Below are 14,514 nucleotides of genomic sequence, written 5' to 3' on the forward strand. Positions count from 1 at the left end.
GTGGGACATGGGGCTGGGACCGGGCACCTATGGCAGCCTGGTCCCCGGTCCGCAGCCCGTCCGGCACCGCCTTGTACAGCGCGGCGTGCAGCCGCTGCGTACTAGAAGCCGTACTCCCGGCCCAGCGTTCTCCGCGGGCAGTGAAGGCGCGTACCTCGTTGACCTCAGGTTGGGCCCCGTTCTCCTCCGGGAGGGCGGGGTCTTCGTCATGTGCTGGGGCGTACCCAGTTCCCTCGTCGCTCAGATCGGTTGGCCACGACTCCACAGTTCCTCGGAGGACTCCGCGAAGCGGTCGAACATGCCGCCCGTGCCTGCCCTTCGAAGATGAAGTAGCGGGGAGTCGTGGCCTACCAGGCGTGCCAGATGGGGCGTCACCAGGGCGTCATTGTCGAATCGGAACGTCGACAGGCTCACGTGGTTCACGGCGTCTTCTGCAGCGCTGAACCGCACTTCGAGATTTTCCAGCGGACCGAGCCGCGCCACTTCGTCCAGCGTCATGCGGATACGCGTGGACACAGTCAGCGCCACGGCTTCGATGGTTTCCCGGTCCCGCGTGGTCTGACACTCCGGGTCGCCCAGCAGGACGCGAATGCGGCAACCTGCGGCGGACTTCTCGCGCAGCGTGTCGTTGAAATGCGGCTGTTGGGTCCAGAAGAAGTAGTTCGTGTAGCCCGCCAGGAAGATATCTGACTGCGCGCCGGCTACCAGCTCACCCCATAGCGTCGAGGGCGCCGCCGATCGATACGGGTAGGTCCGGATGATCTCCCGATCCGCCCCCGTCTTGATGCGGTCGGTCACCGCTTGAGGCCGCAACATCTCTTCGTCTACTCCCAGTGCCGCGCGGCGTCTACTCGGCTCTGGCGGTGCGGCTGCGCTTCGTCGTCCAGCCAACGCTTCACCGTTTTTGGCGAGACCCCGATTCTCCGTGCTAGGCGCTGAGGAGTCATCCGGGCATCCGCCATAGCCGACTCTAGTCGCTCATTCAAGACAACCCCCGTGGACACTTTGGACATTTGCAGCCTAGCTCGTGTCCGTCCCAACTGTCCTCTGGTGAGGGGCACTTGTGGCCTTTGAGCTGGGCCAATATCCAGCAACATGGACAGCGAGCGAGAGGGGCAGTGCGATGCGCTACCAACTGGACGACGTGGTTATGGACGTAGAGCGCTGCCTGGTCGGGCAGGTCAAGGGCTACGACAGCGAGGGCGACGAGCTGATGCTTGAGCGACCGAGCGGAGCCCACTGGTTTCAGCAGGCCGAGAACGTACGGACCGCCAGCGCGGAAGAGGCGGAGACAATCGATGTCCGCGGCACGCTCCGCACTCTGAGCGAGTGGGCCGACGCATGAGCCCCGCGTGGAAAGACGGCACGTTGGCCGGTGTGGTGCTGGGCGGCATCGTCTGGGCGTCTCTCGTGGCCTACATCGTCGCTGCTCTGGCGCACCAATAGAGCCCCTGAGCGCTGGGCTTGAGCTAGGCGCTGAGGGCGACCAAAAACCCCACCCCGGACGGTGACTCCTTGCCCGGAACACTCCGCCCAGAGCGGGGCAATCCCCACTGAGAACAGAGGAGACCGCTATGACGGTACCGCCCCCAGACCCGCCGGGATCTCCGATCCCGGCCCTCCCGCCGCTGGCTCAACAGCTCATCAGCGACCGGGCGTTCACGAGCTGCCGCGGAACGGTGATGGACGCCAACCCGGACATGTCCGAGGAGATGGCGGCCCGCATCGTCGAAGAGGGACTCAAGTTCGTCGCCGCATGCTCCCGCAACCCCGGCGTGGGTCTCGCCCCGTCGCGGATCGTGGATGAGGGGTGGCATGCCCTAATCCTGCACAGCGCGGTGTACGCGGACCTGTGCACCTCTCTGGACGGGGAGTTCGTCCACCACGATCCGGGGTACGACCCGACGAACTATGACCCGGAGATCCTGACCCGCACCCGAGCCGCCATCGCCGCCATGGGGTGGAGCGCGGATCCAGACCTCTGGGCACCGCCCTCGGACGAGCTGCTCGTGTCCGTGGCCGCGAAGTGCCAGCACGCACCGGAATGCACCATCCGCCCCATGCCGACGCCTCAGCCTCCCGTAGCCTGAGGGTCGGAGGTGCCGCATGGCCGAGTGGACTGACCCGCGGTACGCGGAGCTGGTCGCAGCGTGGAAACGCGCGCAGCAACCGGCATCACGTAACCCCGAGCCCAAGCCGGTACGAGGATTCATCGTTCCGTCCAAGGGCTGAGTAGAACGACCGATGACGGCCCCGTTCGGATCTGATCCGGGCGGGGCCTTTGGTCGTTCCCGAGGTTGCCCGCGGACATGACGAAGGGCCCCCACCTTCCCCGAAGGGAGGGCAGGGGACCAAGGCCGTCACGCGGCCGAGGTGATGCCGATACGCGCCAGGTCCCAGGGGCCCGTACGAGCGGACACGCCCACGTAGTTGCTGTAGGTGGTGCCGTTCACGTCTTGGCCGGTGGCCATCAGGTAGTCCACGGCAGGGACTTGTCCGGCCGATCACGTCCAAAGCCAGATGACCAAGGCTGCGGCGGTGGCGGTGCCGAGGAAGACGTAGCCGCGTTTGTCGAACCGTTCGGGTTGCTCACCGACAGAAACGGCCGCAGCCGTTCCCGCTCCGCATTACTCCTCAGGCAAGGGTGAGGAGCGGTTCGAGCTGCGCTGCCCACTGCGGATACTGGGCGGCCTTCTTCTCGTGCATCGCCATGATCTCGTCGGCCAGCGCCGAGTCCATGTCGTCGGAGAGGTCAGGGCCGATGGCGATCCTGGCCAGGTGCGGAATGATCTCGGGGTCTCCCGCCAGGTGGACCGGGTCGTGCATGTACCGCTCCAGGGCCGCCAGGTCCTCGATGCCCACGCAGTAGGCGTGGGTGAAGCCGTCGGCGGGGTCGGCCAGGCTCTGCCCGACTGTTGCGAAGGAGACCGATTCGACGGACGCCGTGCGACGCATCAGCGTGAGCACACGGGCCTTCTGTTCCTCGGTCGTCTCTTCCTTGAAGGCGAACCGCAGCATGTGGACGATCATGGGATCCCACTTCCTTGATTGAACTGGCTGGTTCAGAAAAACTTCCCGATCAGTAGTTCACTAGAATGAACGCATGAGTTCAGCGGCGTCAAGCAGACCCAAGGCTGTCCCACGCGGGCGCGCCGACAAGCGGAAGGCGATCCTGACCGCTGCGTTCGCCGTCTTCGCGCGGCGTGGATACGCGCAAGCGTGCGTTCAGGAGATCGCAGAGGAGGCAGGGGTCGCCAAGCCGACCGTCTACAGCCATCTCAACGACAAGGAGACCCTCTTCCGCCATACGGTCGAGGCCGCGGCCGACACACTCATGACGGAGAACCTCACGGCGATCGAGCACCTGCGCGACCGAGCGCCGGACGAAGATCCGCGGGCCGCGCTGACTGACCTGGCTCACCGGCTGGCGCGCATCTGCTGCGGCGAACGCGCCCGCGCGCTGCGCCGGCTGACCTACGCACAAGTGGCACAGTTCCCCGACCTGGTCGAGATCGTGCAGGAGCGCACCGCGCACCGCCCCAGCGCGGCACTCGCCGACCGACTGGCCCGCCTCTCACTGGCCGGCCGCCTGCGCCCATGCGACCCGGAGCAGGCCGCCGAGCACTTCCTCGCCCTGCTCACCGGCCCCCTGGAGTCCCGCTCCCGACTGGGCACGCGCCGCGTCCCGGCCGCCGAGCTGCGCAGCACGGCGGAAGCGGCCGTGGACACCTTCCTGCGCGCGTACGCGAGCGAATAGGACTGCCCGGCGGATCAAGGCGGCCAACCCCGCCTCTACGGCATGATCGGCCGGACAAGTCCTAGCTCCGCACCGGTGCTCCACAGGTGCTCGAACCCCTGCAACGCGGTCCTTCTGACTGGTGGCGCCGCGGGGGCAGGTCAGCGGTATGAGGGAATCAGGTGCGGGGCGGCGGGTGTGTTCGTCCGCGCGGACGACGGCGAGGAAGGCGTGCGCGAGCATGGCCAGGGTGACCCAGCGGGACCAGGAGGGGTAGCGGCGAACCTGTGCTCGTCCAGTCCGGCCAGGCCCTTGCCGGACTGGAATGTCTCTTCCACTCGCCACCTTGATCCAGCGACCCGCACCAGGGTCGTCAGGGGCTCGGGCCGGGGTGAGTAGCAGCGGTAGTAGGCGAGTTCGCCGGTGGTGCGATTGCGACGGATCAGCAACTGAACGCTGCCGAGCCGGGCGTCGGCCAGGTCGATGACGGCCCAGTCGTAGAAGCGGTTCCCCTTTCGCGCCTGCTCCGGCGGACAGTTTCTGCCAGGCCCGCTTCGGCAGCTTCCTGGCCAGGGCGTCGGCGCGGAACTTCCCGGCCGGGGTGGTGACTTCGTGGGAGCAGGCGACGGCGAGCACGTAGCCGGTGCCGCGCTCCTCCAGCGCGGCCCGCAGTTTCGGATTGCCGCCGTAGACCTCGTCGCCGGCGATCCACGGTGCGTGGTGGCCGGCGTCCAGGAACCGGATGATCATGCGGGTGGCCAGTTCCGGCTTGGTCGCGAAGGCGGTGTCCTGGTCGAGTCCGGCATCCCTGCAGCGGTCGGGATCGGCCGTCCATGAGCGCGGGACGTACAGTTCCCGGTCCACCGCCGCGTGCCCGCGCCGGCCGGCGTAGACCAGGTAGACGGCGACCTGGGCATTTTCGATCCTGCCCGCGGTGCCGGTGTACTGGCGCTGGACGCCGACCGTGTGTGCCCTTCTTCACGTCGCCGGTCTCGGCCGAGCAGGTGCTGCATGCCGTCCGGGGTCCTCTCGCCGGCCCACTCGGCGATGGTCCAGCAGTTCTTGTGCGGCAGGTCCGACAGCAGGCCGAGTACCAACTGTCGTACCCGCAGCCGGGGTTCGACCCGCGTGAACCGGCCTGCGATCCGGCTCATCAGGTCCTCGAACGTCTCCTGCCAGCGGGCAGGGTCTACGCTGTGACCTGCGACCACCGCATGATCGTTTGTCTTCACGCGCCGATGATCAACGGTGGCCGCACCCGTCTCCACAGCGCGTCGGGGTCGCGCAGGCATCCGCCTGCCGTCCTGTGTCAGGAGGACATGTGCAACGTGGCGAAGTCTGGTGGGTGGAGTTCGACGAGCGGCGGCTGGTCGTGCTGCTGTCGGCAGACGACGCGTCCGGGATCCAGGTGATGCAGGTCGTCGCTCCGGCGGGCGTCGACATCACCGGTCTGGGCGTCGAAGTGCAAGTAGGCGCCATGGAAGGACTGCCCTTCGAGGGCGTGCTGCGGTTCGCGTTCCCGCGCCCAGGCTTTACCCCTTGCACGTGGCTGACCACCGTGTCCCGGGACGACCTGATCGAGCGGGCAGGCGCCCTCTCCTCCGCGAAACTCAGCGAGATCGAGGATGCCCTCCGTCTCGGCGGAAAGGCGAAGGAACAGACCCCGGCAACAACCGCGAAGCTCAGCGAGATAAGAGACGCTCTCCGTCTTGGTGAACGCGAGTAGGCGGAGAAGGAACGGACTCTCCGCCGGCATGGCCGGTCTCGTCCAGATGATCGACACAGGCCACCTCTGTCCTCGGCGCCCCTCACCATCGAGATCACGATCTACGGCTGGAGTATTAGGCGGGCGCGCGGTGAAGCGGGGCTGATGGGTGAATGCTATTCCGTGACGGGTTCGTTCGAACGGGGGTTGAGGAGTCTGTTCAGGGCGCCGGATACGGCTCCGGACGTCGTCAGTTCCAGGGTGTCGATCTCTTCGAACAGGACCGCCAGTGCCAGGTCGACCACATCCGCGTTGCCGGTGACGGTGCCAAATGTGTTCTTCCCCTTGCCCGTGCTGCCATCTCTGCGGGCAAGAGTGATCAGAACGCCCGGCCTGCTCAGTGCGCCCCCCTTACCTGATTTTGCCGCAACGTATGCATACGAGCGGTCCTGATATTGCAGCTTCAGGGCGCGCGATGCATTACTCAATGCCCCTCTGTTGAAGGTGAGTTGGACCGCATGTCCGTCGATGGTGAGACGGGCATTGCGCAGTGTGGGCCGGCCCGGGCCCACCGTCCGGTACACGACCTGCGGCATATGGTCGCCAAACAGCCGCACTTCAAGCTGTCGACTCCCTGCCCTGATGGACTGCTTCCGCCACGTGGCTTCAACGGCCACTGCGCCGAACGCTCCCACGAGGCCTTCGCGACCGCTGTGCCTCTTGCGGTGGAACGGTCTCAGCTCGAACCGGAAATCGGTCACCGACCGCTCCTGTCGGGTGTTTCATCCCAGTCCTGTGCCGGCCGGTTCTGCGGGAAACCGTCAGTCTGGCTGCCTTTCCTCGGCCGGACGATGCGCAATCCGGCGAAGTCCTGCGGTTCGGCTTCGCTGCCGCCGGCAGCGAACGCGAGAGGCAGGACCACAATTCCGAAAAAGAAGCCGCCAAGCCAACGGCCGAGGGCTTGGTGCAGCCGCGGCCTGCCCCCGTCCGCCGTACGGACGACGCGAGTGCCGACCAGAGCCTTCCCCACGCTCCTGCGGGCCAGCAGGACCAGAATTACGTGGTTGACGAACGACACGGCAAGAGCGCCGCACAGAACACTGCCCCCCAGCTTCGGGACTGATGTGTCGGCCTCGGTGGCGTGGGACACCAGGTAAGCGAATCCCGTGACCAGCCCGCACCCCAGGGAGAGCGCCCCGTCAATCACGGCCGATGCATAGCGACGCCCCAAACTCGCCGATGTCACGCTATTGCCACCCCACTCATGCCTTCGCCTGCAGCCGGCCTGCGACTGCTGTCTGACGTTATCGCGCGAACACGACACGCCGATCGCCGGCCGGTGCGCCCGGCCCGGCAGAGGCCGCCATGACGTCTAATCCAGCAACCCCATCTTCGCCGCAGTGATCCCCGCCTGGAACCGGCTCTCCACCCCGAGCCGTGCCATCAGGTCGGCCATCACGCGGCGCAACGTCCGTACGGACACGCCGAGTTCGCGGGCTATCGCCTCGTCCTTGCGGCCGGTGGACATCAGGCGCAGTACCCACAGTTGCTGCGAGCTGAGGCCGGACTCCTGGCCGGGCTCGGCCGCCTCCAGTGGGGCCGCCGATGCCCAGCACATCTCGAAGACCTTCACCAGGAGCGCGGTGATCGCCTCGCCGCGCAGCACCATCATGGCGTTGCTGGAGTTGGTGTGCAGCGCGGGCACCAGGGCCTGCACCCGGTCGACGAGGATGAAGCGGAACGGCACGATATTGGCGATCCGTACCTGCCCGCCGCCCGCCCGCAGGTCCTGCAGGTGGGTCATCGAGTGGATGATCCGGGTCATCGGCCGCAGGTGGATGCTGCGCATCGTCACCCCACGGTCCAGGACCTGCAGATCGCGCCGCAGCCCCTGCGCGAGCGCCTCGGCCGGCATCACCGGGCCGGGGTGCATGCTGAGGATCTCCGAGGTCGCGATGTCAGCGGTGTCGCTCAGCACCCGCGCGATCTTCTCGGGGCACGTGACCACTTCACCGCTGAGGCCGCTGGAGCGGGCGGTGTGCAGCGGCAGGAACACCTCACGCATCGCGTCGATCTGCTCGCGGGTGCGGCGGATCTGGTCGGTGAGGCGGCTCGCGGCCTCCTCCTCGGCGGTCAGCAGCCGCAGCAGCGCGGCCTCCGGCGCGGTCGCCTTGGCGGACTGCTCGTCGTCGGCCGCGCCGCCGTCGGTCGACTCGATGAGCAGGCCGAGCCCGATCAGCTCCCGCCGCGCCTGCTCGATCTCGGGGACGGTGGTGTCGAGTTGCTCGCAGGCGCTGCGCACCGTCCAGTTGCTGCGGGCCGAGGCGTACTCGAAAAGCCGCAGGGCCTGGGGGCCGATGGTCGGTGTGCTCATGTCGTCCGCTGCCTTTCCCTTACGGATCGATACGGCCTGTCCCTTACGGATCGATACGGCCTGGCGGCGACGGACGTGGCGTCGGCCGCGGTGCCGCGGGCCCGCCGCCTCAGCCGCCCGGACCCAGCAGCTCCCAGAGCCCGTTCAGGCGCGTACGGCTGCCGATGCCGGGTGCCGTACCCGGCGGTGCCCCGGACTTCGCCCCCGCGAAGATCGCGGTGGTGACCAGGTCGGCGAAGGCCGCCGGCGGGAACGCCACGGCGAGCCCGGCCTCCCGCTGCGCCCGCCGGACCAGTTCGGTGACGTGGGCCGAGACCGTGGACACCAGATCCCGTTCCAGGGACCCGTACAGGCCGTCCGACGCGAGCCGGACCGCGGCCCGGAAGACGGTGTCCTCGTCCATCAGGAGCGCCAACTCCTCGGCCAGGAGCCGTAATTCGCCCACCGGGTCGACCGGGTCGAGCACCTGCACGGCCCGCTTCGCCCGCAGGTCCGCCCAGCAGGACGCGGCCTCGTCGGCCACGGCCTCGGCCAGGTCCTCCTTCGAGGCGAAGTGGCCGTACAGGGCGCCCTTGGTCATGCCGATCCGGTCCACCACGGTCTTCAGACGCGCACCGGAGTAGCCACGCGCGGCGAACTCCTCGGCTGCGGCATGCAGAAGCAGACGCCTGGTCCGTACGGACCGCTCCTGGCTCATCGGCGATGTCTCGCATCCGCCTCGTCTCTCCTGTCCGGTGTGTGTTCCACGACAACAAAATACCCTCCAGAAGGTATTTTTTTGACCCGGACGCATGGCCCCCACCGGCCAGTGGCCGCCAGAGGCCCTACGTCTCAGCTCGTCCGCGTCATCAGATCGACCGTCCGTGTCATACGTGTCATACGTGTCATCAGATCGCCTGCAGTACCTGGGCGGCGGCCGGGTGTGGTCCCTTGCGTCCGGCGAGCGTCCGCCAACCCTGCGCCGCCGCCCGGTCGTTGAGGACCGGATCGTCGCCCACGACCACGGGGTTGCCCACCGCGGACAGCATCGGCAGGTCGCTGCTGTGGTCCCCGTACGCGAAGCAGTCCCCGGCGCTTGCGCCGAGGCGGCGCATCAGGCCGGTCGCGGCCGTCCGCTTGGCGGCGCCGATCACGGGGTGCCGTACCTGGCCGGTGAGCACCCCCGCCGCGTCCGTGAGCAGCTCGGTGGCGAGCACGTGCCCGGCGCCGAAGTCCTCGGCGACCGGAGCTACGAGGGCCGCGCCCGAGCCGGTGACCAGAGCGATCTCGTGGCCCGAAGTGCGGTGCCACAGCAGGGCGTTCACCACGTCGGGCAGATACGCGTCCGGGCCGCCGCGGTACTCCTCGTACCACTGGCGGGCCGCGGCCTCCAGGTGGGCGCGGGGGACGCCGGCGAACAGCGTGAAGTACGCGCGGTTCAGCGTCTCGCGGTCCGCGCCCGTGGTGCGCGGGGTGGCCGGCGGGCGGCCCTGTCCGGTGAGGTGCCGGGACCAGAACCGCCAGAAGCTGAGCATGCCCTTCTCGGCGAGCAGGGTCTCGTCCACGTCGAAGAACGCGATGTGCCGGGTCGTCATCGCGCTCCGTCCGTGGCCAGGGCGCGCGCGTTGAGCGAGGCGCCCGCGTAACTCGCCGCCGCGGCCGCGAAGTTGAGGGTGCCGTGGGTGCGGGCCACGGTGATGTCCCGCCAGGCGCGCTGCAGCGGGTCGCTCTCGTCGAGGGCGCGCTGGCCCGCGGCCTGGAACAACTCGTCGGCGGCGGAGCCGCACAGTTCGACGGCCACGGCGACGTCGCGCTGGTTCTCGGCGACGAGGACGGGGGTGACCGGGGCGTGGTCGGCGCGCTGCGCGGCGCGTTCCATCAGCAGCCGGGCGGCCTGGATGTGCGCCGCCGTCCTGGCGAGCACCTGCTGTTGGGCGGGCTGCTCGGCGGCGGTGCTGCCGTCGGGGCGGATCCGTTCGGTCTGCTGGATCCACCAGGTGCGCAGCGCGCCCTCGGCGGCCCCGAGCACCGGCGCCGCGAAGATCAGCGAGGCCACCAGCGGGAACGGCACGGTGTGGCAGCGGGCCGCGTGCGGCTTGACCTGGCTCAGGTCGCGCAGGGTGAAGGTGAGGTGGTCGGGGACGAAGACGTCGGCGCCGACGGTGTTGCTGCCGGTGCCGCGCAGGCCCACGGGGTGCCAGGTGTCGACCACCTTCACGTCCGAGCGCCGCACGGCGAAGATCCGGTGCTCCCGCGCCGGTACGGGACCACCGCTCGCCGGGGCGGGGCCACCGCTCGCCGGGGCGCCCCCGGCCACCGCGTCGTCGGCCGTCGGTGCCCACGCGGCGAGCAGCACCCAGTCGGCCTGGTCGACGCCGCTGGCCATGGTCCACTTGCCGGTCAACTTCCAGCCCTCGCCGGTGCGTTCGGCGTTGCCCTGCGGCGGTACGACGGAGGCGGCGACGCACGCGTCGGGGTTGCTCCCCCACAGCTCCCGCTGTCCGGCCTCGGGCAGGTAGGAGGCGAGCCGGCCGTGCGCGGCGTAGAGGGCGGCGCACCAGGCGGTGGACGCGCAGGTCTCGGCGAGTACGGAGACCGCGTCCAGGAGCGCGGTGAACGTACCGGCGCAGCCGCCCCAGCGCTCGGGCACGAAGTGCCGGGGGAATCCGTCGACGACCAGCGAGTCGGCGAGCCGGTCGGTCAGGCGGCAGGACTCGTCGAGGAGCGCGCTGTCCGCACGGGCGATGTCCAGGGTCCGGTCCAGGTCGCTCAGCATGCGGCAGCACCCGCGTCCGCGCCCGCGTCCACAGCCGTGTCCGCACCCGTGTCCGCGGTCAGCGCCGCGAGCGGCGAGGTGGAGCTGCCGGACACCCGGGCCGTGGCCAGGGCGCGTTCGCCCTGCCGGGCGGTGACCAGGTACGCGTTCTCCTCGATGGGCTCCGCGGAGACGGTGACGGGCTGGTCGAGTTCACCGAACGAGGCGAACGTCGTGTGCATGGCGCGTATCCCCCAGTCGTCGGAGTTGTCCTTCGCGGCCTCGACGAGGACGGCCTGCCGGAAGGCCTCGACGATCACCATGCCGGGTACGTGGTCGCTCTCGTGGTCGAACAGCGCGGGGTGCCCGGTGTCGAGCAGCAGCCGCCAACTCCCGGACTGCTCGGGGCAGTCGGCGAGGAGTACGGCGTCGTCGCGGTCGCGCCCGACGGCGGCCGGGGTGAGCGCCGGGGCCGTGACGGGCGGCGCCGTGAAGTCGGCGAGCGAGGGGACGCCCGCGAGGCGGTGGCGTACGACGGCGTACTGCCTGGGTGCGAGTGCGTCCCAGCGCATCGCGGCCCGGCCCACGGAGCGGCCGCCGACGAGGAGGTCCGCCTCGGACGTGAGCCGGAAGCGGTCCGGCCTGCCCGGCTCGCGGCGCACGGTGATGTCGAGGACGACGTCGGACCCGTTGCCGAGGTCGCGGATCGGCGCGCTGAGCTGGAACTCGAAGCTGTGCAGGACGAACGCGTGGTCCATCGGCACGCCGTGGAAGCGGTGCGACAGATAGATGCCGGCCTGCCGCATCGTCTCCACGACGATCAGGGAATCCCGCGCCCCGCCGGCGTCGCGGCCGTGCAGCAGGTGGTCGTGCGGCCAGCGCACCCAGAGCGCGAAGCGGTCGTCGCCGAGCGGGTGCGCGGCGGACAGCAGGACCTCGCGGGCGGCGGCCTTGTGGACCAGGGTGCGCGGCACGTGGACATCGGCGCGGTGGCCGGTGGTCCGGCCGGTCGTGGTGACCGTGGTGGCGGTGACGGTCTTGTCGGGCTTGCTGGTCGTGGGGGTCGCGCCGGCGGTCGCGCTGGTGCTGCTCGCGGTGACCTCGACGGTCCTGCCGCTCCTGCCGGCCTTGACGGGCTCAACGGCCTTACCGGCCTGGGGTGTTGTGGCTGCTCTGTCGGTGTTGAACATGGATTTCCCCTCCCTGGACAACGGAGCCGCGGAGTCCGTCCCTCGTCGCTCCCCATGAGGTCCGGACCACCCGGCGGCTCGAAAATATACCTACGGGAAGGTATATTGCAATGGTCGTCAATCGCGTGGTCACTCGTGGCTCACGCCCGAACGACCGAACGGGATGCCAAGGGGGGGAGAACCATGAAGGCGAGAACATCGTGACGCAGAAGACGCAGAAGCAGAGCCGGGCCACGTTCCCGGCACCCGAGCGCAGGGCGAGCGGCGGGCACGGCCCGGGGCGCGGACCCGAACTCCACCAGGAGCGCGCCGTACAGACCCGGGATCAGATCCTGGACGCCGCGGCCGAACTCTTCGACCGGCACGGGTACGCAGGCACATCCGTGAAGAACGTCGCCGACCGCGTCGGCATGACGAAGGGCGCGGTGTACTTCCACTACCCGACGAAGGAAGCGCTCACCATCGCGGTCGTGGACGCCCTCTACGACCGCTGGCCGCTGCTCCTGGAAGCCGTACAGGCCAAGGGACTCGGCCCGATGGACACCCTCTCCGAGCTGCTCGACCAGACCGCGGCGACCTTCAAGGACGACGTGGTCGTGCAGGGTGGCGTACGGCTGCAGATGGAACAGCCGCTGCCCGAGGGCGTGTTGCCCCAGCCGTACGTCGGCTGGATCAGCCTCATCGAACAACTCCTCGCCGAGGCGGAGGAGGCGGGTGAGTTGCGCGCGGGTGTCTCCCCCTCGGCAGCCGCGCACACCCTGGTCTCCACGTTCTTCGGCACCCAGCACATCGCCGCGCGGCTCGACCGCCGGCAGGACCTCACCCAGCGCTGGGAAGAGGCGCGCGACCTGATCTTCTACGCGCTGCGCGCCTGAACCAGCGCCACCACTGCCTGAACCACCGCCTGAACGGCGCCTGTACGGGCGCCTGAACCGGCTTCGGCGCGGCACCAGCAGCGCCCCGGCACGAGCACCGGTCCCGGCGACCCCGTCGACCGGCGCTCCGTACAAGCCGAATGGCCGCCCTGCGGGAACAGGAGCGGCCATCCGATCGACACCACGACTCATCCCGGCACGGGAACCAGAGTCGCGAGCACGCGCGCGGAACGAACCGCGCCTCGTCGTCAAGTCTAAGCGATGAGCACGGTGTTGGAGCCGGTCCGACCGCCCGCCGCTCGCGGCCCGCACAGCAAGGGACCGCACATGAAACCCACGCGCCACACCGCCCGCCCACCGTCCGGGCCCGCCGCACAACGCCCCGCGCGCCCCGCACGCGCCGCACACCCCGCACGCCCCCGTGTCCTGCCGGGGGAGGTCAGGCCATGAGCGGGGGCGGGTCCGAGGAGGACTCCGCGGACGACCTGGTCCCCGAGGACTGGCCGACGTACTACACCCAAGTACCGGTGTGGGTCCTGCTGTCCGGCTGCACCGCCCAGGCCTACCGCCTGTACGCGTTCCTCGCCGAGCACATCAACAGCCGCACCCCCGGCCGCCGCATCGCCTGGCCCAAGGGCACCGCCATCGCCCGGGTCCTCGGCCTCAAGGACTACCGCAAGGCGGCCCGTTACTGGGCCGAGCTGCAGGAACTCGGCGCGATCCGCATAGAGGAGGTCCGGTACGCGGGCGGGATGCGCCGCCGCAACCGCTACCACGTCCGGTTCAACCCGCCCCCGGGCTACGAAGGCCTGCTGTCCCTGGGCCAGTTCTACGCCGCGCACCCCGATGTGCGCTCCCCGAGAAACAACGTGCCGGTGCCGCGCGACCCGGACTCCCCAGGTCACCCCGGTGGTGCCCAGCAGGGCACCACCGGGGACGGCCGCGCGGGCACGGGCGGTGGTGCCCCACAGGGCACGTCGGGCGGTGCCCTGACGCCGACCGCCGACGGTGCCCCACGAGGCACCGCACAACGAGACCAACTTCAACCACACCCACAGGAACCCAGAGCGGCGCCCCCGGCGCGCAGCGCCGCTGACGCCCGGAGGGCACCCGCGCCACCAAGGGGCCCTGCGGCGGGCGGCGTTGCCGCGTCCCACGGCGCCACGGCGCCGGACTCCCACTCCTCTCCCGTACCCCGGACCTCCGGCGGCGAGCGGCTGACCCGGGCCCGGCGCGACGAGCTGCGCAGGGTCGAGGCGGCGCTGCCCCCGGAGCTGCGGGCGCTGCTGCCGGTACGCCGGCCGCGGCCGCTGCGCGACGCGCTGGTCCGCGCACTGGACCAGCGCACCTGGCAGCAGCTGGTGGAGCGTGCCGAACGCCGTTGGTACGCCTGGGGGTTCGCGGCCGCCGCCGACACCAGCACCGGCGGCGCGGGGCTGACAAGCCCGGTCGGCGTGGCCATCACCCTGCTGCAGGACGGCGAGTGCCCCGACCCGCGCTGCGAGGACGGCACGACGATCGACTCCGGCCGGGCCTGTCCGCGGTGCGTGGAGCGACGCGAGGACCACCGGCGCGAGGAGCATCGGCGCGAAGGTCATCGGCACGAAGGTCATCGGCACGGGGCGGGTGCGCGGGCTCGCGCTTCCGAGCCCGCGCCCGAGCCCGCACGCGAACGCGGACCGGCTGCGGAGGCCCGGGGACCCGTACCCGCCCCTTCGCCATCGCCCTGCGCGGGCTGGGACGGTACGCCGTGCGGCCGCAACTCCCCCGCCACGGGCGGCCTTTGCACGCGGTGCCGGGCGCGGGGTATTCAGGGGGCGTAGGGGAAGGTCGCGGCCGACCTGATCGACCGTCTGTACCTCACTTCCCCACTTCCCCACTTCCCCACTTCCCCACTTCC

16 protein-coding genes and 1 pseudogene are annotated in these 14,514 nt (G+C 69.9%); 6 read left to right on the top strand and 11 right to left on the bottom strand.

Annotation, left to right across the window (positions count from 1 at the left end; all coding sequences use genetic code 11):
- Positions 1-240: 240 nt before the first annotated feature.
- Together GUY60_RS21935 and GUY60_RS39765 are read right to left on the bottom strand one after the other, a co-directional pair.
- Positions 241-816 carry an XRE family transcriptional regulator gene (locus GUY60_RS21935; RefSeq protein ID WP_246235429.1) on the bottom strand — a complete coding sequence of 192 codons (576 nt, stop codon included), beginning with the start codon at positions 814-816 and terminating at the stop codon, positions 241-243.
- A gap of 8 nt (positions 817-824) precedes the next feature.
- On the bottom strand, positions 825-1,097 hold the full coding sequence (locus GUY60_RS39765; RefSeq protein ID WP_312866384.1) for a helix-turn-helix domain-containing protein: 273 nt from the start codon (positions 1,095-1,097) through the stop codon (positions 825-827).
- A 26-nt stretch (positions 1,098-1,123) separates the two neighbouring features.
- On the opposite strand from GUY60_RS39765, the gene GUY60_RS21940 reads away from it, so the two are divergent.
- Both GUY60_RS21940 and GUY60_RS21945 read left to right on the top strand, forming a co-directional pair.
- Entirely contained in the window at positions 1,124-1,345 is a 222-nt protein-coding gene (locus GUY60_RS21940) for a hypothetical protein (protein ID WP_161700461.1), read from the top strand.
- A 229-nt stretch (positions 1,346-1,574) separates the two neighbouring features.
- On the top strand, positions 1,575-2,090 hold the full coding sequence (locus tag GUY60_RS21945; RefSeq protein ID WP_161700463.1) for a glycine-rich domain-containing protein: 516 nt from the start codon (positions 1,575-1,577) through the stop codon (positions 2,088-2,090).
- Between the two features lie 544 nt (positions 2,091-2,634).
- Here GUY60_RS21945 and GUY60_RS21950 read toward each other — a convergent pair.
- Positions 2,635-3,030 carry a Dabb family protein gene (locus tag GUY60_RS21950; protein ID WP_161700465.1) on the bottom strand — a complete coding sequence of 132 codons (396 nt, stop codon included), beginning with the start codon at positions 3,028-3,030 and terminating at the stop codon, positions 2,635-2,637.
- Positions 3,031-3,103: 73 nt separating this feature from the next.
- On the opposite strand from GUY60_RS21950, the gene GUY60_RS21955 reads away from it, so the two are divergent.
- The gene (locus GUY60_RS21955; RefSeq protein WP_161700467.1) at positions 3,104-3,757 is read left to right on the top strand and encodes a TetR/AcrR family transcriptional regulator; all 654 of its coding nucleotides are present in this window, start codon (positions 3,104-3,106) and stop codon (positions 3,755-3,757) included.
- A 468-nt stretch (positions 3,758-4,225) separates the two neighbouring features.
- On the opposite strand, the pseudogene GUY60_RS40095 reads toward GUY60_RS21955, so the two are convergent.
- Positions 4,226-4,660, bottom strand: a pseudogene (locus GUY60_RS40095) (transposase); the annotation flags it as partial.
- A gap of 397 nt (positions 4,661-5,057) precedes the next feature.
- Between GUY60_RS40095 and GUY60_RS21965 the strand changes: the two are divergent.
- Positions 5,058-5,462 (top strand): type II toxin-antitoxin system PemK/MazF family toxin, encoded by a 405-nt coding sequence (locus GUY60_RS21965; RefSeq protein ID WP_161700469.1) that lies wholly within the window; start codon positions 5,058-5,060, stop codon positions 5,460-5,462.
- 155 nt (positions 5,463-5,617) lie between these two features.
- Here the strand turns inward: GUY60_RS21965 and GUY60_RS21970 are convergent, their stop codons facing one another.
- The 7 genes from GUY60_RS21970 to GUY60_RS22000 form a co-directional block, all read right to left on the bottom strand.
- Positions 5,618-6,202 (bottom strand): hypothetical protein, encoded by a 585-nt coding sequence (locus tag GUY60_RS21970; RefSeq protein WP_161700471.1) that lies wholly within the window; start codon positions 6,200-6,202, stop codon positions 5,618-5,620.
- Positions 6,199-6,765 (bottom strand): RDD family protein, encoded by a 567-nt coding sequence (locus tag GUY60_RS21975; RefSeq protein ID WP_312866385.1) that lies wholly within the window; start codon positions 6,763-6,765, stop codon positions 6,199-6,201. The genes GUY60_RS21970 and GUY60_RS21975 overlap by 4 nt, the downstream gene beginning before the upstream one ends.
- A 48-nt stretch (positions 6,766-6,813) precedes the next feature.
- Positions 6,814-7,815 carry a helix-turn-helix transcriptional regulator gene (locus tag GUY60_RS21980; protein ID WP_161700475.1) on the bottom strand — a complete coding sequence of 334 codons (1,002 nt, stop codon included), beginning with the start codon at positions 7,813-7,815 and terminating at the stop codon, positions 6,814-6,816.
- A gap of 109 nt (positions 7,816-7,924) precedes the next feature.
- On the bottom strand, positions 7,925-8,512 hold the full coding sequence (locus tag GUY60_RS21985; protein ID WP_161700476.1) for a TetR family transcriptional regulator: 588 nt from the start codon (positions 8,510-8,512) through the stop codon (positions 7,925-7,927).
- A gap of 190 nt (positions 8,513-8,702) precedes the next feature.
- The gene (locus tag GUY60_RS21990; RefSeq protein WP_161700478.1) at positions 8,703-9,389 is read right to left on the bottom strand and encodes an HAD family hydrolase; all 687 of its coding nucleotides are present in this window, start codon (positions 9,387-9,389) and stop codon (positions 8,703-8,705) included.
- A complete protein-coding gene (locus GUY60_RS21995; protein ID WP_161700479.1) occupies positions 9,386-10,570 on the bottom strand; it encodes an acyl-CoA dehydrogenase family protein in 1,185 nt (394 codons plus the stop codon). Before GUY60_RS21995 ends, GUY60_RS21990 begins: the two co-directional genes overlap by 4 nt.
- On the bottom strand, positions 10,564-11,739 hold the full coding sequence (locus GUY60_RS22000; RefSeq protein ID WP_161700481.1) for a ScbA/BarX family gamma-butyrolactone biosynthesis protein: 1,176 nt from the start codon (positions 11,737-11,739) through the stop codon (positions 10,564-10,566). Before GUY60_RS22000 ends, GUY60_RS21995 begins: the two co-directional genes overlap by 7 nt.
- Before the next feature lie 200 nt (positions 11,740-11,939).
- Here GUY60_RS22000 and GUY60_RS22005 point away from each other — a divergent pair, with 200 nt between their 5' ends.
- Both GUY60_RS22005 and GUY60_RS22010 read left to right on the top strand, forming a co-directional pair.
- Positions 11,940-12,614 (top strand): ScbR family autoregulator-binding transcription factor, encoded by a 675-nt coding sequence (locus GUY60_RS22005; protein ID WP_312866386.1) that lies wholly within the window; start codon positions 11,940-11,942, stop codon positions 12,612-12,614.
- A gap of 446 nt (positions 12,615-13,060) precedes the next feature.
- A complete protein-coding gene (locus GUY60_RS22010; RefSeq protein WP_161700485.1) occupies positions 13,061-14,437 on the top strand; it encodes a hypothetical protein in 1,377 nt (458 codons plus the stop codon).
- Positions 14,438-14,514 lie beyond the last annotated feature (77 nt).

The sequence above is a fragment of the Streptomyces boluensis genome (assembly GCF_009908195.1).
GTDB lineage: Bacteria > Actinomycetota > Actinomycetes > Streptomycetales > Streptomycetaceae > Streptomyces > Streptomyces boluensis.